At 68.7% G+C, this 21,067-nt stretch carries 17 protein-coding genes; 9 read left to right on the forward strand and 8 right to left on the reverse strand.

The window, feature by feature from the left end; all coding sequences use genetic code 11:
* Positions 1-13: 13 nt before the first annotated feature.
* From murQ to ACGFH6_RS03785, 6 genes are all read right to left on the reverse strand, one after another.
* Positions 14-925: an N-acetylmuramic acid 6-phosphate etherase gene (gene murQ / locus ACGFH6_RS03760; protein ID WP_393380211.1), complete on the reverse strand. Its 912-nt coding sequence runs from the start codon at positions 923-925 to the stop codon at positions 14-16.
* 68 nt (positions 926-993) lie between these two features.
* Positions 994-1,881 (reverse strand): MurR/RpiR family transcriptional regulator, encoded by an 888-nt coding sequence (locus ACGFH6_RS03765; RefSeq protein WP_393380212.1) that lies wholly within the window; start codon positions 1,879-1,881, stop codon positions 994-996.
* A gap of 36 nt (positions 1,882-1,917) precedes the next feature.
* Positions 1,918-3,603: a serine hydrolase gene (locus ACGFH6_RS03770; protein ID WP_393380214.1), complete on the reverse strand. Its 1,686-nt coding sequence runs from the start codon at positions 3,601-3,603 to the stop codon at positions 1,918-1,920.
* Positions 3,604-3,638: 35 nt separating this feature from the next.
* On the reverse strand, positions 3,639-4,922 hold the full coding sequence (locus ACGFH6_RS03775) for an exo-beta-N-acetylmuramidase NamZ domain-containing protein (RefSeq protein WP_393380216.1): 1,284 nt from the start codon (positions 4,920-4,922) through the stop codon (positions 3,639-3,641).
* Between the two features lie 25 nt (positions 4,923-4,947).
* A complete protein-coding gene (locus ACGFH6_RS03780) occupies positions 4,948-7,491 on the reverse strand; it encodes a glycoside hydrolase family 3 N-terminal domain-containing protein (RefSeq protein WP_393380218.1) in 2,544 nt (847 codons plus the stop codon).
* Positions 7,492-7,717: 226 nt separating this feature from the next.
* Entirely contained in the window at positions 7,718-9,172 is a 1,455-nt protein-coding gene (locus ACGFH6_RS03785) for a ketol-acid reductoisomerase (protein WP_393380219.1), read from the reverse strand.
* Positions 9,173-9,247: 75 nt separating this feature from the next.
* On the opposite strand from ACGFH6_RS03785, the gene ilvY reads away from it, so the two are divergent.
* Positions 9,248-10,081, forward strand: a complete 834-nt coding sequence (gene ilvY, locus ACGFH6_RS03790; protein WP_393380220.1) for an HTH-type transcriptional activator IlvY — start codon at positions 9,248-9,250, stop codon at positions 10,079-10,081.
* Here the strand turns inward: ilvY and ACGFH6_RS03795 are convergent.
* A complete protein-coding gene (locus ACGFH6_RS03795) occupies positions 10,005-11,069 on the reverse strand; it encodes a LacI family DNA-binding transcriptional regulator (protein ID WP_393380222.1) in 1,065 nt (354 codons plus the stop codon). The two genes, ilvY and ACGFH6_RS03795, sit on opposite strands and share 77 nt — an antisense overlap.
* Before the next feature lie 154 nt (positions 11,070-11,223).
* On the opposite strand from ACGFH6_RS03795, the gene ACGFH6_RS03800 reads away from it, so the two are divergent.
* The 8 genes from ACGFH6_RS03800 (at position 11,224) to ACGFH6_RS03835 (ending at position 19,663) form a co-directional block, all read left to right on the forward strand.
* The gene (locus ACGFH6_RS03800; RefSeq protein WP_393380223.1) at positions 11,224-12,456 is read left to right on the forward strand and encodes an extracellular solute-binding protein; all 1,233 of its coding nucleotides are present in this window, start codon (positions 11,224-11,226) and stop codon (positions 12,454-12,456) included.
* A 5-nt stretch (positions 12,457-12,461) separates the two neighbouring features.
* Positions 12,462-13,421 carry a carbohydrate ABC transporter permease gene (locus ACGFH6_RS03805; protein WP_393380225.1) on the forward strand — a complete coding sequence of 320 codons (960 nt, stop codon included), beginning with the start codon at positions 12,462-12,464 and terminating at the stop codon, positions 13,419-13,421.
* A 13-nt stretch (positions 13,422-13,434) separates the two neighbouring features.
* Positions 13,435-14,250, forward strand: a complete 816-nt coding sequence (locus ACGFH6_RS03810; protein ID WP_393380226.1) for a carbohydrate ABC transporter permease — start codon at positions 13,435-13,437, stop codon at positions 14,248-14,250.
* Positions 14,251-14,277: 27 nt separating this feature from the next.
* Entirely contained in the window at positions 14,278-15,054 is a 777-nt protein-coding gene (locus ACGFH6_RS03815) for a ThuA domain-containing protein (RefSeq protein WP_393380228.1), read from the forward strand.
* The gene (locus tag ACGFH6_RS03820) at positions 15,047-16,138 is read left to right on the forward strand and encodes a Gfo/Idh/MocA family protein (protein ID WP_393380229.1); all 1,092 of its coding nucleotides are present in this window, start codon (positions 15,047-15,049) and stop codon (positions 16,136-16,138) included. Before ACGFH6_RS03815 ends, ACGFH6_RS03820 begins: the two co-directional genes overlap by 8 nt.
* Before the next feature lie 188 nt (positions 16,139-16,326).
* Complete coding sequence (locus tag ACGFH6_RS03825) at positions 16,327-18,732, forward strand: sulfatase-like hydrolase/transferase (protein WP_393380231.1); 2,406 nt, start codon at positions 16,327-16,329, stop codon at positions 18,730-18,732.
* 23 nt (positions 18,733-18,755) lie between these two features.
* The gene (locus ACGFH6_RS03830; RefSeq protein WP_393380233.1) at positions 18,756-19,274 is read left to right on the forward strand and encodes a DUF1269 domain-containing protein; all 519 of its coding nucleotides are present in this window, start codon (positions 18,756-18,758) and stop codon (positions 19,272-19,274) included.
* An 11-nt stretch (positions 19,275-19,285) separates the two neighbouring features.
* On the forward strand, positions 19,286-19,663 hold the full coding sequence (locus ACGFH6_RS03835) for an STAS/SEC14 domain-containing protein (protein WP_393380235.1): 378 nt from the start codon (positions 19,286-19,288) through the stop codon (positions 19,661-19,663).
* A gap of 57 nt (positions 19,664-19,720) precedes the next feature.
* On the opposite strand, the gene glmM is transcribed toward ACGFH6_RS03835, so the two are convergent.
* On the reverse strand, positions 19,721-21,067 hold the full coding sequence (gene glmM, locus ACGFH6_RS03840; RefSeq protein ID WP_393380237.1) for a phosphoglucosamine mutase: 1,347 nt from the start codon (positions 21,065-21,067) through the stop codon (positions 19,721-19,723).

Genomic DNA, 21,067 nt, shown 5'->3' on the forward strand with positions numbered 1-21,067 from the left:
CGGCGTGGCCTGCTCAGGCAGAGGCGGTGCGCTGGGGCGGGGCGCCGAGGGTGGCCAGGGCGTCGGCTACTCGGCCGTGGGCGTCCTCGAGGGCGGCCCGGGCCGCCGGGATGGCGGCGCCGGTGAGCAGGTGGACGAGGGCCGGCTTCAGTTCGCCTTCGGCCGCGGCCAGTGCCGCTTCGCACGCCTGCTCGTCGGCGCCGGTCGCCTCGGCGAGGATGCGCAGCATCCGGCCGCGGAGCTTCTTGTTGGTGGCGACCAGGTCGACCATCAGGTTCGACCAGGTCCGGCCGAGCTTGATCATCAGCGTGGTGGAGAAGGAGTTGAGGATCAGCTTCTGCGCCGTGCCGGCCTTCAGTCGCGTCGAGCCGGCGATGACCTCGGGCCCGGTGTCCGCCGCGATCACGATGTCGGCCAGCGGCGCCAGCGGGGCGTCCGGGTTCGACGTCACCAGCACGGTGGTCGCACCGGCCGCCCGGGCCGCCTTGAGCGCCCCGGCGACGTACGGCGTACTCCCGGAGGCAGCGAGGCCGATGACGATGTCCTGGCCGGTCACAGCGGCCGCGTCCGCGGCACCGCCGTCCTCGGAGTCCTCGACGTTCTCGACCGCGCGGAACAGCGCGTCCATCCCGCCGGCGTGGTGCGCGACCACCAGGTCCTCGGGCGTATGGAAGGTGGGCAGCAACTCGGCGGCGTCCAGTACGGCGAGGCGTCCCGACGTCCCGGCGCCGAAGTAGTGCACCCGGCCACCGCCACGGACCGCCTCGACGGCGGCATCGACGGCCTTGGTCAGCTCGGGGATGACCAGTCCGACGGCGCCCGCGACCCGGGCGTCCTCGTTGTTCACCAACTGCAGGATCTCGGACGTCCCCACCGCATCGATGGCGAGCGTCCTCGGGTTGCGCTGCTCTGTCGGTGAGGTCACAGATCCGATGTTAGTTTCCTACTGAAGGATTTTCAATTCCGTTCATCCTTGACAGAAAACCGTTGACGTCACTCTGAGCCCTTGAGCCGGTGACCACGGACCGAGGTGGCCGTCTCCTCCAGCGCCTTGCGCGCGTCCGGCAGCACCTGCTGCGCGACCCCGATGAACAGGCAGTCGATCACGGTCAGTTGCGCGATCCGGCTGGACATGGCCCCGGACCGGTACGTCGTCTCCCGGGCAGCCGTGGTCAGCACCAGATCCGCCGTCTTGGCCAGCGGCGAGCGGGGGAAGTTCGTCACCGCGACCGTGGTGGCGCCGTGCTTGGCCGCTTCCTCGAGCGCCTCGACGACCTCGACCGTCGTCCCGGTGTGGGAGATGCCGATCGCCACGTCGCCGTCCCCGAGCAGGGCGGCGCTGGGCAGCGCGACGTGGACGTCGGACCAGGCGAACGCGACCCGCCGGATCCGGTGCAGCTTCTGCTGCAGGTCGAGCGCCACGAACGCGCTCGCACCGAAGCCGTACAGGTCGACGCGAGGCGCGTTCACGACCGCGGTCACGACCTTGGCCAGGGCGTCCACGTCGACCTGCTGGGCGGTCTCGCGGACCGCCCGCTCGTCGGCGAACGCGACCTTGCTGACAACGTCGGCCAGCGAGTCGCCGGGCTCGATGTCGCCGCCCACCTCGGGCCGCACACTCTCCTGCGCCGACTGGGCCGCCAACTGCAGGCGGAGCTGCGGATAGCCCGGGACGCCGATCTGCTTGCAGAACCGGATGACCGTGGTCTCCGAGGTGGACGCCACCTCGGCCAGTTCGGAGATCGTCATCGCGGCCACTCCGCCCGGGTCCGCGAGGACCGCGTTCGCCACCCGCTGCTCGGCCGGGGCCAGCGCGGGCATCACCGCGCGGACCCGGACCAGCAGCGGCCCCGTGGGTTCTGGAGAGGTCGTTGAATTCATGACAGCCACGGTACGGCGCCTATGCACGAAGTGGGGTCACCGACGCGAAAGTCTCCAACCTGAAGCGGCAAATGATTCAGGCGTTCGCTCTCCGTCGAGAAGAACATCGTGTCCGTGCGTGATCTTCACACCGTCGACGTACACACCGCGGCCCTGGTACAGCGGATCGGAGGCGTACCGCCACCGGATCGTCTGCGCGCCCTCGCCGAGTTCGGCCGACACCTGGTGCCAGTGCCGGTCGCCGGAGCCGCTGATCGATCCGTCGGTGTCGATCACGGTCCCGCGGTCCCGCACGGTGAACGGCAGCTTCGTCCAGGTGGTCCCGTCGGTGGACGTCTCCAGGTACAGCAGATCCGTGTCCTCGGTGTCGACGAACAGGTCGAACGCCAGCTTCGCTCCCCCGGCCGGTACGGCGACCTGCGTGGACAGGGTGGTCGTCGCGTTGTCCGTCGTACCGGAGAACCAGGCGTCCTTGCCGTGCTGCGGACCGACGCCGAGGGCCAGGGCAAGCCCTTGCACGACAGCCCGGCGGGCCGGGTTGTTGCTGCCCCAGTTGCGGCTGGGGTGGACCCGGTTGGTCAGCAGGATGGCGAACGAGCGCGAGTCGAAGTCGATCACGATCGACGTCCCGGTGTAGCCGGTGTGGCCGGCCGTCCGCGGCCCGGACAGGCCGCCCATGTACCAGCGCTGGTTCAGCTCGAAGCCGAGGCCGTGGTCATTGCCCGGGAAGGCCTGGTTGAAGTTGGTGATCATCGCGGTCACCGAGGATTCCTTCAGGATCCGGGCACCGCGGTAGCTGCCGCCGTTCAGAAAGGTCTGGGCCAGAACGGCGAGGTCGTCGGCGGTGCTGAAGACGCCGGCGTGACCGGCCACGCCGTCCAGCGACCAGGCGTTCTCGTCGTGCACCTCACCCCACACCATGCCCCGCGGCGGCGCGGTCTGGTACTCCGTCGCGGCGATGCGCGGCTTCTTCTTCGGGTCCGGGTTGTAGCCGGTGTCGCGCATCTGCAGCGGCTTGGTGATGCCGTCGGCAACCAGCTTGTCCAGCGTCTTGCCGGTCACCCGGTGCGCCAGCTCGCCGAGCGTGATCAGGTTCAGGTCGCTGTAGAGGTAGGTGCTGCCGGGCGGATTCTGCAGCTTCGCGGTGAGTGCCAGCTGGAGCCGCTCCTCCGGCGTCTTGCCGGTGCTCCACAGCGGCAGCCAGGCCGGGAACCCGGTGGTGTGCGTGAGCGCCTGCCGGACCGTGATGGCTTCCTTCCCGTTCGCGGCGAACTCCGGCACGTACGTCGCGATCGGGGTGTCGAGGTCGACCTTGCCCTTCTCGACCAGCTGCATCACCACGATCGAGGTGAACAGCTTGGACACCGAGGCCATGTCGAAGATCGTGTCGGTGCGCATCGGGATCTGCTGGTCGGCCGGCAGTTCGGTGCCCGCGCCGTCGGCGTACTTCAGCGCCATCCCGGTGGCGGTCCGGGTCACGACCTTCCCGTCGTGGCCGAGTAGCGTGACCGCGCCGGCGTACAGGGGTTTCGCCGTACCGTTCGGGCGGGTCCAGCCGTCGACCTGTGCGAGCGCCGCGTCGATCGGCGCAGGGTCCAGGCCGGCCTTCGCCGGGGTCGAGTCACGCAACAGCGTTCCCTTCGGTGCGTAGCCGTCGTACGGCTGGTCGAACCGGCCAGATCTGTTGCCATTGGCAACTGCAGGGCTTGCCATCGTCAGCATCACCGCAGAGGCTATCGTGAGCGCCGCGATCCGCCTCACCGGTGGGCTCCCTTGTAGAGCAGGTACTTGGCGCGGCGCGCGGTCCACGCGTCGGTCTCGGACTTCCAGGCCGCGACGATCTCCTCGGCGGTAGCGTCGGCCATCAGCATGGTGCGGAACCGGTCCGACCCGGTGAGCAGGTCGATCCATCGGCCGGGCGGGTTCTCGGCCCGCCAGGTGAACTCCGGGTAGAGCTTGCGGGCCTCGACGATCATGTGCGTCGCCGCGGTGATCGCCTCGACCCGGGACGGATCGGTGATCTGCACCTGGACGCCGCCGCAGAGCAGGTTCGCGTTCTTGCTGATCGTCGGCGTGAAGTACGCCTCCCGGAACTCCACGCCCGGGATGGTCTTCTGCTGCAGCGCCTGCGCCCACTTGTAGTCGACGTACGGCGCGCCGATCAGCTCGAACGGCCGCGTCGTACCGCGTCCCTCGGACATGTTGGTCGCCTCGAACAGGCACATGCCCGGGTACACCAGCGCGGTGTCCGGGGTGGGCATGTTCGGGCTCGGCATCACCCAGGGCAGCCCGGTGTCGTCGTACAGCTGGTCCCGCTTCCAGTTCGACACCTGGATGACCTGCAGCTCCTTGAGCCGCGGGCCGCCGGTGTCGAGCGGTAGGTACTCGGCGTTGAACAGCCGGGCGAGTTCGCCGACCGTCATGCCGTGCTGCTGGATGATCTCCTCCTTGCCGACGCCCGAGGTGAACCCGGGCTTCATCATCGGGCCCCGGGCGTAGCCGCCGACCGGATTCGGCCGGTCCAGGACCACGAACTTGGCGCCGGTGGTGACGGCCGCCTGCATCGCCGAGTACATGGTCCAGATGTAGGTGTAGAACCGCGCGCCGACGTCCTGGATGTCGAAGACGACCGTCTCCACGCCGGACTTGGTGTAGAGCTCGACCAGTTTCTCCACGGTCGCGCCGTACGCGTCGTACACCATGATCCCGGTGCGCGGATCGACGTGGTCGCCCTCGGAGCCGCCGGCCTGGGCCGAACCGCGGAAACCGTGCTCGGGCCCGAAGACCGCGACCACGTTGACCTTCCCGGACGCGTGCATGGTGTCGACGACGTGGTTGAAGTCGGGCAGGATGCCGGTCGGGTTGCTGATCACCCCGACCTTCTGACCGGCCAGCGCCCGCCAGCCGTCCTTGGCCAGCACCTCCGCGCCGGTCATCACCGCCTTGCCGCCGTTCGAACCGCCGGCGTGAGCGGCGGGTACGTCGATCAGCGGGGCGGCGGCGAGTACACCGGCGCCCGCCAGCAAACTGCGTCGCTTCATCAGGTCTCTCCTTCGGGCAGGGGCGTCAGGGACGGAACGACAGGTCGGCTACCACGGGGCGATGGTCGCTGGCCGCTTGCTCAGGAGGCACCGCGACCCGCAGGACGTGCAGTCCCGTGCCGACGGTGACGAAGTCGATCCGCTTGACCGGATCGACGGCAGGATAGGTGTTCGGACCGCCGGAGGTCGTGCCGGTGGCGGTCCAGCTGTCGGTGACCCGGGTCCACAGTCCCGCGAGCTCCGGAGCGGTCGCCTCGGCGTTGAAGTCACCGGTGAGGATCTGCAGATCCTTGCGGCGGTCGCCGGCGAGGATCTTCGTCGTGTCGCGGACCTGGGCCTCCCGGACCGACGGATCCGCCCGGTAGTCCAGGTGCGTGCAGTAGACGTGCACGCGGCGACCACGGACGTCGATCTCGGCCTCGAGGAATCCGGATGCCGGGGCCGGCACCGGGTTCGGGTCCTGGGTGGACAGCCGGGTGATCGGGTGGTTCTCGGTCCGCACCAGCGGGAACCGGGACAGCACGCCGACGCCGTACTGGCGACGCGGCTGACCGGGCGTGGGCGGGTCGAGGTCGTAGATCGGCGCGAACCCGGCGTACATCCCGAGCGTGGCGGCCAGCTCGGCGATGGTGTCGCGCCACTCGCTGCGCGCGTCCCAGTGAACGTCGACCTCCTGCAGCCCGATCACGTCGGCGTTCAGCGCCTTCAGGGCCCGGGCGGTCCGGTCGAGGTCGAACACGTTGTCCTCGCCGGCCCCGGCATGAATGTTGTACGAGGCAACAGTCAGCCGGGTCTGCCGCGGGTCGAAGCCGAGGCCGTGACCGAACGGGTGCAGGGTCACGGACGGATCGGGCTGCGCCGGGATCGCCACGGGCAGCTTGCCGGTCGGCGCCAGCTCGCCGTACAGCACCTTGGCCAGCGCCTCCATCGAGACCGCCGCGTAGCCGTAGGTCGCGAGCGTGGTCGACGCGGACGGGAAGTAGGCGACGTCGTACGGATCGCGGACGGCGACCAGGATCACCGGCCGGCCGGTGGCGAGCAGGGCGTTGACCAGCTTCTGCTGCTTGGCCTGCTTGTCGGTGACCTCGGTGTCCCAGGCCTTCATCGTGAGGACGACGGTGAGGTCCGCGTCCGCGGATGCGGCGACGGCATCGTCGATCTTGGCGTCGGTCGGCGTCGCACCCGTGTCCTTCACGACGGCGGTCGCCCCACGGCCCTGCAGTGCGGCCCCGAGCGCCGCCGGGCTGTAGCCGGCGACCAGGATCTTCCGCGGCGCCGGGGACAGCGGCAGCAGGCCGGCGTCGTTCTTCAGCAGGGTCGTACTGCGATCCGCGATCCGCTGGGCGGCGGCGTAGTTCGCCGGTGTGCCGACCACCTTCGCGACGCGGGCGAGGTCGACGTACGGCTGGTCGACGACGCCGGTCCGGAGTTTCAGCTTCAGGATCCGCTCGACGCTCTGGTCGATCCGGGCCTCGCTGATCCGCCCGCCACGCACCGCGTCGAGCACCGAGTTGTACGCGAGCCCCGGGTCGACCGGCATCAGCAGTTGGTCGACACCGGCCTCGATCGCCCGGAGCGGGATCTCGGCGTCGCCGTACTTGTCCCGCACGCCCTTCATGCCCAGCGAGTCGGTGATCACGACCCCGTCGAACCGGAGCTGCTCGCGCAGGATCCCGGTCAGGATCGGCTTGCTCAGCGTCGCCGGGTCCCCGGCCGGTTCGAGGGCCGGTACGACGATGTGCGCGGTCATGATCGATTCGATCCCGGCCCGGATCGCCGCCTCGAACGGCGGCCGGTCGATCCGCGTCCACTCCTCCAGCGTGTGGCTGATCACCGGGATGCCGGTGTGGCTGTCGGTCGCGGTGTCACCGTGGCCGGGGAAGTGCTTGGCGGTGGACACGATCCGCCCGTCCCGCTGGTACCCCTTCACCTGCTCGGCGGTCAGGGCGGCGACCACCGCAGGATCAGATGAGAAGGACCGGACGCCGATCACGGGGTTCAGCGGGTTGACGTTGACGTCCGCGACCGGAGCGAAGTCGGTGCTGATCCCGACCGCCTTCAGTTCGCGGCCGCCGATTCCGGCCGCCTGCCGCGCGTACTCCGCCGACCGGGTCGCGCCGAGCGCCATCGCGCCCGGGAACTGGGTCGCCGGCGGCCCGACCCGGAACACGACGCCGTGCTCCTGGTCGGTGCTGATCTGCAGCGGTACGCCGGTGTCGCCCAGCGCGGCGCTCTGCAGTCCGTTGGACAGCCGGGCGATCTGCTGCGGGTCCTTCACCGAGTCGGTCCAGGCGAAATAGATCACCCCGCCGAGGTGGAACTTGCGCACCACTTCGGCCGGGGTCGCGACGCCGTACAGGCTCGTGTTACGCGCATCGGCCGTGTCCGCTGTCGGCCCGTAGGCGTAGCAGACGAACAGCTGGCCGACCTTCTCCTCCAGCGTCATCCGGCGCAGGGTCTCGCGGACCCATCGGTCGGTACCTGCTTGGGCGGTAGTTGTTCCGGCAACCGTCGTACCGGCGACTGCTGCCGCCGCGAGTCCGAGGGTCTGACGTCGGGTCAGGTGCAAGGCGAAAACCCCCACAAGTAATTGAATTACAGGCGCTCCCCCGCGACGCGAAAGTTACCCACATGCCCACGGTGGGTCAAGACTTGACTACGAAACTGACGCTGCTCCTACGTACAGATGAACGGGTAGTGCTGCGTGAGGGGGTAGTGCACCTGCGCTTGGGGGGCGGCGTGTACGGCGTATCGGGAGCGCACTACCCGTCCGTAGGTACGCCAGTGCCACCGGGTCAGACGGAGATGTCCACCGAGGGGCGGAGCTTGGCGGCCGCGGCGAGGGCCTCGTGGGCGGGGTTGTCGAGGAACTGCTGGACCAAGGCCTGGTCGGCCGGCTCGTGGACGCGGGGCAGGGCGATCTGCTCGTACGCCGCCTGGAAGCGCGGACCCCAGCGACGGGTGCCGAGCCGAGCTGTCCGTGAGCAGTTGTCGACCATGTAGGCGACGTCGCGGGCGTGCATGTAGGGCAGCAGCGAGTCGACCGCCTCGATGACGGATTCGTTCACGATCTCGGACCAGGCGTGGCCGCGGGCGGCGAACTCGTCGAGTTGGGCGACCATCGTGGCCACGAACAGTCCGGCGGTGAGCGGGTCGATCCCGGTCCGCACCGACGTTCGGCGGGCGTGCACCGCCGTACTGTGCGACCACATCGGGCTGCCGGCGATCGGGGACATCGGGCGGGTGGCGAGGCGCTGCTCGGCCAGGATCACGCTGCGCAGTTCGGTGCCCTCGGCAACTTCGTCGTAGATCTCGGCGACCAGGTCGCGAGCCGGCCGGTAGGCGACGGAGTAGGCCCGGTCGAACAAGTCCTCGTCCCCCGTGGCGCCCCGCACCGCCGCCAGGCCCGAGTCCGAGATGGTGCGGGCGATCGGGCCGGTGATCGACTCGGTGGATCGCTCGTACGCCGTCACCGGATCCCCGCCCGCGATGACGAAATGGCGATAGAGCGCCTCCACCAGACCGTGGACCGCGCCGAGCAGGATGGCACGCTCGCCGACGATGTCGGACCGGTACTCGTCGGCCAGCGTGGTGGCGAACGTGTACGGCGATCCCAGGCCGATCGACCAGGCCAACGCACGGTCCGTCGCGTGACCGTCGGGGTCCGCATGGACGGCGATGCTGGCGTTGATGCCGGCCCCGTTGACCGTCGCGCCCTGCTGGTACAGGCGGCGTACCGAGTCGCCCATTCCCTTCGGGCACACGGCGATCACCGGATGACCCGCGGGGAAGTCACTGCCGATCGACCGCAGATGACCCAGCAGGAAGCCGTGCGAGAGCCCGATCGTGGCGCCAGGCTCGAGCACCGCGAAGATCTTCTCGTGCTCGGCAGCCAGCGCTGCGTCGGCGATGAGCAGGATCACCAGGTCCGAGTCCGCGGCGACCGCCAGCCAGTCCCCGAGCGTGCCGTTCCCCTCGGTGAAGCCGTGCGCGCGGGCATCGTCCGCCGATCTCGAACCAGGCCGCAGCCCGACGGACACGACCACCTCGGTCCCGGCCAGCGAGTCCCGCAGGTTCTGGGCCTGGGCGCTCCCCTGCGGCCCCCAGCCCAGGACGCCGATCCGCCGGACGCCGTGCAGGGCCCGCGGCAGCAACGGGAACAGGTCACGGCCGCCACGGACGATCGTCTCCGTCCCGCCTGGAACCGTCATGGTCTCGGTCCGGAAGACCGACGAGGTGAGGGTGCTCATGGCCTTCAGTTAAGGTCGATCCCAGTCGTTGCAGCAAGCGCAACATCTGCACCGGTCCGTTGCAGGAGATGAAACATGGAGCATCGCGAGCTGGAGCTGTTCCTGCATCTCGCCCGCACGCTGAACTACGGGCGCACCAGCCTCGAGTGCCACGTCAGCGCCGCGACCCTGACCAGAACGATCCAGCGACTGGAGACACGCGCCGGCGTCCGATTGCTCGACCGCGGCCCGCGCGGAGTCGTCCTCACCGCGGACGGCCAGCGCTTCACGTCGTACGCCGAACGGGCCCTGGAACTGTGGGAGGACTACCGTGCCGGCGCCGGCGAACCGGCTGAGCTCGTCGGCGAACTGCGGATCTTCGCCACCGTCACAGCCTGTCAGGCGCTGCTGCCCGACCTGCTCGCACCGCTACGGGCGGCGCATCCGCAGATCCGGCTCGCAGTTCAGACCGGCGACGCGGCGGCGGCTCTGGCGAGGCTCGACGAGGGCGAGGTGGACGCGGCGGTCGCGGGCATCCCGAAGCGACTGCCGCAGACGATGGTGACTCGGACTGTCGCAGTCACCGACCTGGTCCTGGTCAGGAGCCGCAACGGCCTAGCGGAAGGGCCGTTCGTGGTGCCGGCCCGCGGGCTCGTCCGGGAAGCGGCGTTCCGCTGGTTCCGCAGGACCGGGATCAAGCCGGTGATCGCGGCCGAGCCGGACGGGCACGAGGCACTCCTCGCCCTGGTCGCGCTCGGCTGCGGCATCGGCATCGTGCCGCGACTGGTGCTGGAGTCCTCGACCACCGCGAACCGCCTCGTCGAGCTGCCCGCGGACCCGGCGCTCGAACCGCTCAGGATCGGGCTTTGCGCGCGCCGCGCCGACCTCCGCCGCCCTTTGATCGCGGCCCTCTGGGGGCTGCGACCGTAGCGCCGGGGTGGAGCTTGGCCGGGACGAGTTGGGGTGGCAGCGGATCGGCGCCTTCCAGCTGGCGAATGAGGGCATCGGTGCCGAGCTGACCGAGCTCGGGACCGGGCGTCCGCATGATGGTGAGTTCCGGGTTCGTGAGGGCCGCCATTTCCGGTGCCATCAGCAACGGCAGGACCGAGATGTCGCCGGGGACCTGATAGCCGAGGCGATTCAGGCCGGCGACCGCGCCGAGCGCGGCGAACTCGTTGACGATCAGGACGGCGGTGGTGTCCGGGTGGTCTTGCAGCAGGCGGCCCATGGCGTCCTGACCGGCGAGCGTCGATCCGGCGCATTCCAGGACGACTGTCTCCAGGCCGTACTCCGGGGCCACCCGGCGAAACGCGGCTTCGGAGCGCACGTACGGACCGTAGGTGCTGAACAGGGGATCGTTGAGGTTGCCCGAGATCAGCGCCAGCCGTCGATGGCCGAGGCCGTGCAGGTAGCCGACCGCGTCCTCGACGGTCCGGTCGAAGTCGATGTCCACATGCGCCAGGCCCTCCAGCGAGCTCGTCCGCCCGATCATGGCGAACGGCGTACCCGTCTCCTGCAGAACGGTGACGCGGGGGTCGTCCAGTTGGACCTCCATCAGGACGACACCGTCGGCCAGACCTTGGCCGACGAGCTCGGTCAGTTCGCCGCCGTCGTTGCCGACCGGCCAGAGGACCAGGTGGTAGTCCTGTTTGCGGGCCGCGTCGGCGGCACTGGTGAAGAACTCCGCGGCGGAGAAGCCGAACTTGTGGTCGAGCGCCGGATAGGCCATCGCGATGATGTGCGTCCGCCGGCTGGCCAACGCGCGGGCCACCGCGTTGCGGCGGTAGCCGAGCTCGGCCATCGCCTGCTCGACCCGCGCCCGGGTCGCCGCGGTCACCGGCTTGGTGTCGTTCAGCAGGAACGACACGGTCGCGATCGACACGCCCGCACGGTCCGCGACGTCTCGCATGGTGACCATCGAACTCCTCCCGTCTGAACCCTTGACAGCAGTGTGACCCAAGGAACATAGTCCTGGGACATCTCAGTTAAGCGGTTTACTCCCCTTTAGAGCAAGCGAACGGAAATTATCCACAGCCCGTGGTTAAACGCTTTGATCGAAGGAGCCCGATGTCATGATCAGCAAGCGGATCGCCGCCGTGCTGGCCGGTGCGACGACCGTGTCGCTCGTGCTGGCCGCCTGCGGCAGCAACGGCGAGGACTCCTCGTCGGCCTCGTCCGGGGACAGCGTCAAGAGCCTCACGATCCTGGACTACTACAACAACGACCCGGACAAGTCGCTGGTGCAGAAGGGTCTCGACACCTGCGCGAGCCAGCTCGGCATCACCATCCAGCGGGAGACGGTGCCTGGTGACACCTTGATCCAGAAGGTGCTGCAGCAGGCGTCGTCCAAGACGCTGCCCGACGTCCTGATGCTCGACAACCCCGACGTACAGCAGATCGCCGCGACCGGTGCGCTGGCGCCCCTGAACGACATGGGTCTGAACGGGGACGGCGTCATCCAGGGCATGGTCGACGCGACGTCGTACCAGGGCAAGCTCTACGGACTGGCGCCGGTGACGAACACGATCGCGCTGTTCTACAACACGCAGATGCTGCAGGAGGCCGGCGTCCAGCCGCCGAAGACGTGGGACGAGCTGAAGGCCACGGCCAAGAAGCTGACCAAACCCGGCCGGTACGGGATCGCGTTCAACGCCAACGCGACGTACGAAGGCTCCTGGCAGTTCCTGCCGGCGATGTGGACCAACGGCGGCGACGAGACCGACCTGAACACCCCGCAGGTGACCGAAGCCCTGCAGTTGTGGACGGATCTGGTGCAGTCGGGGTCGGCGTCGAAGAGCGTGATCAACTGGACCCAGGGCGACGCGAAGGACCAGTTCGTGGCCGGCAAGGCCGCGATGATGGTGAACGGGCCGTGGCAGATCCCGGCGCTGGAGAAGTTCCCGAACATCAAGTGGGACGTGGTCACGTTCCCGCTGAACAAGCCGGACCAGACACCGGTCGCACCGCTCGGCGGTGAGGCCTGGACCGTCCCGCTGAACAAGGACCAGGCCAAGCAGCAGAAGGCCGCCGACTTCGTGAAGTGCCTGAACTCGGACGAGAACGAACTGGCCTGGGCGAAGGCCCGGTTCACGATTCCGACCAAGACCGCTCTGCTGGACCAGTACGTCAAGGACGTGCCGTCGATGAAGGCCTTCACCGAGCAGGTCAAGACCGCCCGCTCGCGGACCGGCAAGCTGGGCGACAAGTGGCCGGAGGCCGCGAAGGTGATCTACCAGGCGATCCAGCTGGCGCTCACCGGTAAGGCCTCACCCCAGGACGCCTTCAAGCAGGCGTCCGGCGGCTGATCGCGATGGCGGCATCCACAGTGCTGCAGGACGACACCCAGGTGGCCGGCCCGAAGCCTGCTCGCAGGCCTCGTGGCCGGCGCCACCGGGGTGAGGATCTGACCAAGCTCCTCTTCGTCCTGCCGGCCGCGGTCGCGATGATCGCGCTGTTCGGCTATCCCGTGGTGAAGAACCTGATGATGAGCCTGCAGGACTACGGCCTGCGGACGTTCTTCACCGGTGACGCCCCGTGGGTCGGGCTGAAGAACTACAGCACGGTCGTGACGGACAACCTGTTCTCGGACGCGATGCTGAACACGGCGCTGTTCACCGTCGGCTCGATCGCGTTCCAGTTCGTGATCGGGCTGGCGCTGGCCCTGTTCTTCCACCGGCGCTTCCCGCTCAGCGGCGTACTGCGGTCCTTGCTCCTGCTGCCGTGGCTGCTGCCGTTGATCGTGTCGAGTGCGACCTGGCGATCGATCCTCGAGCAGGACAGCGGCATCCTGAACCGCACGTTGTCCTGGCTGCACCTGATCAACGAACCGGTACCGTGGCTGAACTCGCCGTCGGTGGCGCTGATCGCGGTGATCGGCGTGAACATCTGGATCGGCATCCCGTTCAACGTGACCCTGCTGTACTCCGGCCTGGCCGAGATCCCCGACGAGTTGTACGAGGCCGGCCAACTGGACGGCGCGACCGGCTGGCGCGCGTTCCGCTACATCACCTGGCCGAACCTGCGGGCGGTGGCGAGCGTGCTGCTGATGCTCGGCGTCGTCTACACGATCAAGGTGCTGGACATCATCCTCGGTCTCACCGGCGGCGGTCCGGCCAACGCCACCCAGACGCTGGCGACCCAGTCGTACGAGCGGTCGTTCATCGACTTCAAGTTCGGCGAGGGCGCCGCGCTGAGCAACATCCTGATCGCGATCTCGTTCCTGTTCGCGATCTTCTACCTGCGCAGCACCCGCCGCGCTGTCGACGAATAGGAGGGGTACGACGATGACCGACTCCACTGTCCGTCGCGTGATCTACAGCGTGATCGGCGTGCTGATCCTGTGCGTGATGCTGTTCCCGGTCTACTGGATGCTGAACGCGTCGCTGCAACCGTCCGGCAACACCCTGACCGCCGGCTTCCTGCCGTTGCACCCGAACTTCTCCGGCTACAAGCGGGCGCTCGACGAGCAGGGCGGGAACCTCGTCACCAGCATGATCATCGCGGCCGGAACCGTCGTACTCAGCCTGGCCATCGCAACGCCGTGTGCCTACGCGCTCTCGCAGTTCCGCTCGAAGTGGGTGTCGATCGGGCTGCTCGCGATCCTGATCTCCCAGATGATCCCGGGGATCGTGATCGCGAACGCGCTGTACACGGCGTACGAGCGGATCGGGCTGCTGAACTCGATCCCGGGCCTGATCGTCGCGAACACCAGCAGCGGCATCCCGTTCGCGATCCTGATCCTGCGCTCGTTCATGCTGTCGCTGCCGCCGTCGCTGGTGGAGGCCGCGCGAGTGGACGGCGCCGGGCTGTTCCGGGCGTTCGTCGCGATCGTGCTGCCGATCAGCAAGAACTCCCTGATCACCGCGGGACTGTTCAGCTTCCTCTTCTCCTGGAGCGATTTCCTCTTCGCGCTGACGCTGACCACCAAGGGCGGCGTGCGGCCGGTGACGCTCGGGATCTACCAGTACCTCGGCACCCAGGTGCAGAACTGGAACGCGGTGATGGCGACCGCGGTGCTCTCGGCGATCCCGGCCATCGTGCTGCTGGTCGCCGCGCAGAAGTACATCGCCGCCGGCGCCATCGGCGGAGCAGTCAAATAACCCCTTACGGACAAGGACTTTCACACTATGACGATTCGCGTACTCGTCTGGGGCGAGAACCGGCACGAGCAGGTCGAGCCGCACGTCGCCGAGATCTACCCCGACGGCATGCACAGCACGATCGCCGCCGGTATCGCGGAGAACCTCGGCGACGCCGCCAAGGTCGGCACGACCACTCTGGACGAACCCGAGCACGGCCTGACCGAGGAGGTGCTGGCCGACACCGACGTACTGGTCTGGTGGGGTCATGCGGCCCACGGCGAGGTCGAGGACAAGGTGGTCGAGCGCGTGTACCAGCACGTGCTGTCCGGGATGGGTCTGGTCGTGCTGCACTCCGGGCACTGGTCGAAGATCTTCGGCAAGCTGATGGGGACCTCGTGCACGTTGCGCTGGCGCAGCGAGCGGGACCGCGAACTGGTCTGGACGGTGAACCCGACGCACCCGATCGCACAGGGCGTACCGCACCCGATCGAGATCGAGCAGCAGGAGATGTACGGCGAGTTCTTCGACATCCCGGTGCCGGACGAACTGATCTTCGTCTCGTCGTTCTCCGGCGGCGAGGTGTTCCGGTCCGGCTGCACCTTCCGCCGCGGGCACGGGAAGATCTTCTACTTCTCCCCCGGCGATCAGGATTTCCCGGTGTACCACCACAAGGACGTCCGCAAGGTGATCGCGAACGGTGTCGCGTGGGCGATGACGGACCTGCCCCAGCGAGCGGTCCCGACGCTGCTGCGGTACGAGACCGGTGACTTCTTCAACGGCCACGGCTACAAGGGCCCGATCGAGGAGCCCGCGGATGCCTGAACCCCTGCGACTGCTTCAGGTCGGTGCCGGCGGCATGGGCCGGGCCTGGCTGCGCACGATCTCGGAGAACCCTGACGTCGTACTGGTCGGCCTGGTCGACCTGGACGTCGACGTTGCCCGGGCGGCCGCCGACGAGCACGGGTACGGCGACCTTCCGGTGGCGACCTCGATCGACGAGCTGGGCGTGGAGGCCGATGCGGTCGTCGACGTGACCGTGCCGCTCGCGCATCCGAAGGTCAGCGTGGATGCCCTGCAGCGTGGGCTCCCCGTGCTGTGCGAGAAGCCGCTGGCCGAGTCGGTCCGCGAATGCCTGGCGATGGTCGCGGCGTCGGAGATCAGCGGGAAGCTGTTGATGGTTTCGCAGTCCCGCCGCTACTTCCGGGCCGGGTCCGCGTTCGGCCGGCAGATCGCCGAGCTCGGCACCATCGGTTCACTGTCGTGCGAGTTCTTCAAGGCCCCGCACTTCAGCGGCTTCCGGGAGCGGATGGCCGAACCGCTGCTGGTCGACATGGCGATCCACCAGTTCGACCTGGCCCGCAAGCTGATCGGCTCCGAGCCGGTGACGGTGTACTGCGAGTCGTACAACCCGGAGTGGAGCTGGTTCGACGGCAACGCGGCCGCGTCGGCGATCTTTTGCTTCGCCGACGGCACCCGGTTCGCCTTCACCGGCAGCTGGTGCGCGCCCGGCTTGGAGACCTCCTGGAACGGGCGCTGGCGGGCGAGCGCGGCCGGCGGTACGGCGACGTGGGACGGGGACAACCCGCCGGTCACGGAGCTGGCCACCGGCGAGGCCCGGCCTGCGGTGATGGCCGACGACCCCGAACAGATCGCCGGGTCCCTGGTCGAGTTCGTCGCCGCGGTCCGCGAGTCGACGGTCCCGCAGTCGGAGGTCCACTCCAACGTGATCAGCGTCGCCATGGTCGAGGCCGCCGTACGCTCCGCGTCCACCGGCACACCCATCCGGATCGCCGACGTCATCACCGACGCCTACACGGAGGCTCTGGCCACCGTCCAGGACCCCACCCTGCACGCTGCCCTCACCTCCTGGCCCAACCCCCTCAAGGCAGTCGGCCTGGAACCCTGAGCTCCGGTATTGCGGAACCAGTACGCCGGAGAAGCGCGGGGCTTCTCCGGCGTACGCACGTCTGCGAGGCGGCGACGGGCCAATCATCCTGAGCGGATGATGGGCCGCGCGGACCCCGAACCTACGGTGGCTGTCGAGAGCAAGACCTGTCTAGACGCCTCAGCGTCGAGGCGAGAGGACGTCGACCCGTGCCGGACACAGGAATCAACCGCAGCCAGCTCCCGATCCGGCGACCACGGTTCGCGGGCGCGACCGAGCGAACACTCTCCGGCTCGACGCCGGACTGGGACCAGGCGAGCCATGTGAAGCCACCCGACGGCGCACCGAACGTGCTCCTCGTCCTGATCGACGACGCCGGCTTCGGCAATCCGAGCACCTTCGGTGGTCCGATCCAGACGCCCAACTACACCCGGCTCGCCGAGAACGGGCTGCGGTACAACCGCTTCCATGTCACGGCGCTCTGCTCGCCGACCCGGGCGGCGCTGCTGACCGGTCGCAACCACCACCGGGTCGGCTTCGGCATGGTGGGCGAATTCTCCGGTCCCTTCCCCGGCTACAACGCGACCATCCCCCACGATTGCGCGCCGTTCCCGCGCATCCTCCAGGAGAACGGCTACCTGACGGGCGGCTTCGGGAAGTGGCATCTGACCCCGGACAACCAGCAGGGGTTCTCGGGACCGTTCGACCGGTGGCCGACCCGGCTCGGGTTCGACTACTTCTGGGGCTTCCTCGGCGGCGAGGCCGGACAGTACGACCCGCTGATCGCCGAGAACCAGAAGATGATCGGCGTCCCCGAAGCGAAGGGCCCCGACCCGTACTACCTGCAGGACGACCTCGGCGACCAGACGATCGACTGGCTGCACCGGATCCGCTCCGAGAAGCCGTCGACGCCGTGGTTCGCGTACGTCGCCACCGGCTGCAGCCACGCACCGCACCACGTGCCGCGCAAGTGGTCGGACAAGTATCGCGGCATGTTCGACGAAGGCTGGGACGTGATGCGTGAGCAGACGTTCGCGCGACAGAAGGCGCTGGGTGTCATCCCCACCGACGCGGAACTGCCGCCGCGCAACGACGCCTTCCCGACCTGGGACTCACTCGACGAGACGCACAAACGCCTCTACGCCCGTCAGATGGAGGTCTACGCCGGATACTCCGAGAACGCCGACTGGAACGTCGGCCGGATCGTCGACGCGATCGACGAGATGGGCGAGCTGGACAACACCGTGATCGTCTGGATCTGGGGCGACAACGGCGCGAGCATGGAGGGCACGCTCACCGGCACGTTCAACGAGATGACGACCCTGAACGGGATCCCGCTCACGCCCGAGCAGCAGATGGGGATTCTCTTCAAGCAGGGTGGTCTCGAGGCCTGGGGCGGCGAGCAGCTCGCGCCGCACTACTCGGCCGGGTGGGCCTGGGCCGGCAACACGCCGTTCGACTGGGGCAAGCAGGTCGCCTCGCATCTCGGCGGCACGCGGAACCCGCTGGTTGTGCATTGGCCGAGCGGCATCACCGACGCGGGCGCACTGCGCAGCCACTACACGCACGTGAACGACATCGGCGCGACGGTCCTCGACCTCGCCGGGATCCCGATGCCCGACTCGGTCGACGGCGTCCAGCAGCAGCCGTTCGACGGCGTCACCTTCGCCGACTCGTTCTCGGACCCGGCCGCGCCGGAGCGCCACACGCAGCAGTACTACGAGATCCTCGGCAACCGGGCGATGTACAAGGACGGGTGGCTGTACTGCCAGCGGATGCCACGGATCCCGTGGACGTTCGACCCGGAGGCGCTCAAGAAGTTCGGGCCAGGCTGGGATCCCGACGCCGATCCGGTCGAGCTGTACTACCTGCCCGACGACTTCACCCAGTCGAAGAACCTGGCCGCCGACCATCCGGACAAGACGAAGGAACTCGCCGAGCTCTTCTGGGCGGAGGCCGAACGCAACAACGTGTTGCCGCTGCTCGGCGGACTGACGTCGTTCTTCGGTATGACACCGCCGCTGCCGGAGGTGTCGAAGTTCGTCTTCCGCGGCGACATCCAGAACATCCCGAGCGGGATGATCCCACGGATCTACAACCACTCCTACACGATCAGCGCCGACCTGGTCGTGCCCGAGGGCGGCGCGGAGGGAGTGATCGTTGCCGAGGCCGACCATCTCGGCGGCTTCTCGCTCTTCGTGCAGGACGGGCTGCTCAAGCACACCTACTCGATGCTCGGGGTGTTCGTGTACACGCAGGCGGCCGAGCAGCCGCTGCCGACCGGCGAGGTCGCTGTCGAGCTCGTGTTCACGGCCGACGCGCCGAAACCCGCGACCGGCGGTGAAGTGACGCTGCTGGTCAACGGCGAGCCGGTCGCCACGGGGCGGATGGAGCACACCGTGCCGGCCCGCTTCTCGGGCTACTCCGGCATGGACATCGGTCGCGACAACGGCCTGGTCGTCGACCGCAGCTATGCCGACAAAGCGCCGTTCGCGTTCACGGGCAAGATCAAGCAGGTCGTCTTCGACGTTGCGCCCGACTTGACCGACGAGGACAGGCACGCGCTGAACGAGCACGCGGCTCAGGCCCTGGCGGCCCACGCCGCGAGCGCCTGAGACGCAGGGCGAAAAGGAGCATCATGAGTGACAAGGACCAGCTGGACGTCCTGATCGCGGTCTACCTCATCCCGGACCTGGCGCAGCAGGACTTCGACGCCTACACCAAGCTCGCGGCCGACGGCGGGATCACCACCGACGGCGTGGCCCTCGTCGTCAAGGACGCCGACGGCGAGGTCACCGTCAAGGAGACCGGCGACCATCTCGGTCACCGGGGAGCCAAGGCCGGAGCCGGCGTCGGCCTCGTCATCGGGCTCTTCGCCCCGCCGCTGCTGGCGTCGACAGTCGTCGGTGCCGCGGTCGGCGGGCTGGCCGGGAAGTTCGCTCGCCACCGCATGAAGGCCGGCATCGGCGACAAGCTCGACGACGCGCTTCCGCCGGGATCGGCCGGCATCATCGCGATCTACGCGCATGCCGGGGCCGACGCAGTCGCGGGGGCGCTCAGCAATGCGATCCGCACCTCGATCGCCCAGATCGACAAGGCCTCGGCGGACGAGCTGAAGGCCGGTCTGAAGGAAGCATCCGCCGGACTCTCGGGCTAGCTGGGCACACGATGATCGAGCTGATCGACGGGCTCCCCGACGGGGTCGTCGGCCTCATCGCCGTCGGCCAGGTCGAGTCCGCCGACTACGAGGCGGTCGCGGCGCCGGCGGTGAAGAAGGCGTTGGAGCATCACCAGAGGATTCGCGTCCTGCACGTGCTCGACGACCGCTTCGGCGGCTACACCGCCGGTGGCGCCTTGCAGGACGCCATCCTCGGCCTCGCCCATCCGCGCTCCTTCGACCGCATCGCCGTCGTCTCGGACGAGGACAGCATCCGGCGACTGGTGACGCTCGCAGGCTGGTCCATTCCCGGCGAGGTGAAGCTGTTCCCGAACGAGGAGCTCGAGCAGGCGACCGCCTGGGCCGTCGAAGACCTCGAAACACCCTGATGGCGTGGCTCCCAGCCCAGGTGAGCGGGAACCACGCCATCGACGCGTGAGTGTTTCCTAGAGCTTGAGTGCGCTGGCTACGGTCTCCGCCAAGGAGTGAGCGATCTCGTGGGCTGTGTCGGAGGACTCGGCCTCGACCATGACCCGGACCAAGGGCTCGGTGCCGGAGGGGCGGAGCAGGACGCGGCCGGTGTCGCCCAGGCGGTTGGTGGCTTCGGCCACCGCCGTCTGGACAGCCGGGTCCGTGCCGGCGCGGGTCTTGTCGACGTTCTTCACGTTGACCAGGACCTGCGGCAGGCGGGTCATCGCGCCGGCCAGGTCGCTCAGGGACTTGCCGGTCTGGGCGAGCCGGGCGAGCAGCATGACCGCGGTCAGCGTGCCGTCGCCGGTGGTGGCGTGGTCGGACAGGATCACATGCCCGGACTGCTCGCCGCCGAGCTTGTGACCGCCCGCTTTCATTGCCTCGAGCACGTACCGGTCGCCGACCTTGGTCTGCTCGACCGCGATCCGCTCCCGGACCATCGCCTGGACGAAGCCCAGGTTGCTCATCACCGTGGCGACCACGGTGTCGTTGGACAGCCGGCCGCTGTCGCGCATGGCCAGGGCCAGGATCGCGAGGATCTGGTCGCCGTCCACGAGTTCGCCGTTGGCGTCCACGGCCAGGCACCGGTCGGCGTCACCGTCGAGGGCGATGCCGAGGTCGGCACGGTGACCGAGCACCTCGCGCTGCAGACCCTCCAGGTGGGTGGATCCGCAGTCCAGGTTGATGTTCAGGCCGTCGGGTGCGGCGGCGTACGTGATCACCTCGGCGCCGAGCCGGCGCAGTGCCTCCGGCGCGGTCTGCGACGCGGCACCGTTGGCACAGTCGATGACGACCTTGATGCCGTCGAACCGGTTGGGTGCGGAGCGGACCAGATGCGAGACATAGGTCTCGAAACCCTGGCCGTCCTCGAGCACCCGGCCGACGGCCGCGCCGGTCGGGCGCTGCCACTGCTCGTTCATCCGGGCCTCGATCGCGTCCTCGATCACGTCGTCGAGCTTGATCCCGCCTCGGGCCAGGAACTTGATGCCGTTGTCCGGCATCGGGTTGTGGCTGGCCGACAGCATCACGCCGAGGTCGGCGCCGGTCGAGCCGGTCAGGTACGCCACGGCCGGAGTCGGCAGTACGCCGAGCTTGACCACGTCGACGCCGGCACTGGCCAGACCGGCCACCACGGCGGCTTCCAGGAACTCGCCACTGGCGCGTGGATCCCGCCCCACAACGGCGCGTGGCCGGTGCCCTTCGAAGGCACCGGCCTCGCCGAGTACGTGAGCTGCCGCGACCGAGAGGTCGAGCGCCAGCTCCGCGGTCAGGTCCACGTTCGCCAGGCCACGGACTCCGTCCGTGCCGAACAAACGCCCCAT

Origin of the sequence: Kribbella sp. NPDC049227, assembly GCF_043197265.1 — a bacterium.
GTDB lineage: Bacteria > Actinomycetota > Actinomycetes > Propionibacteriales > Kribbellaceae > Kribbella.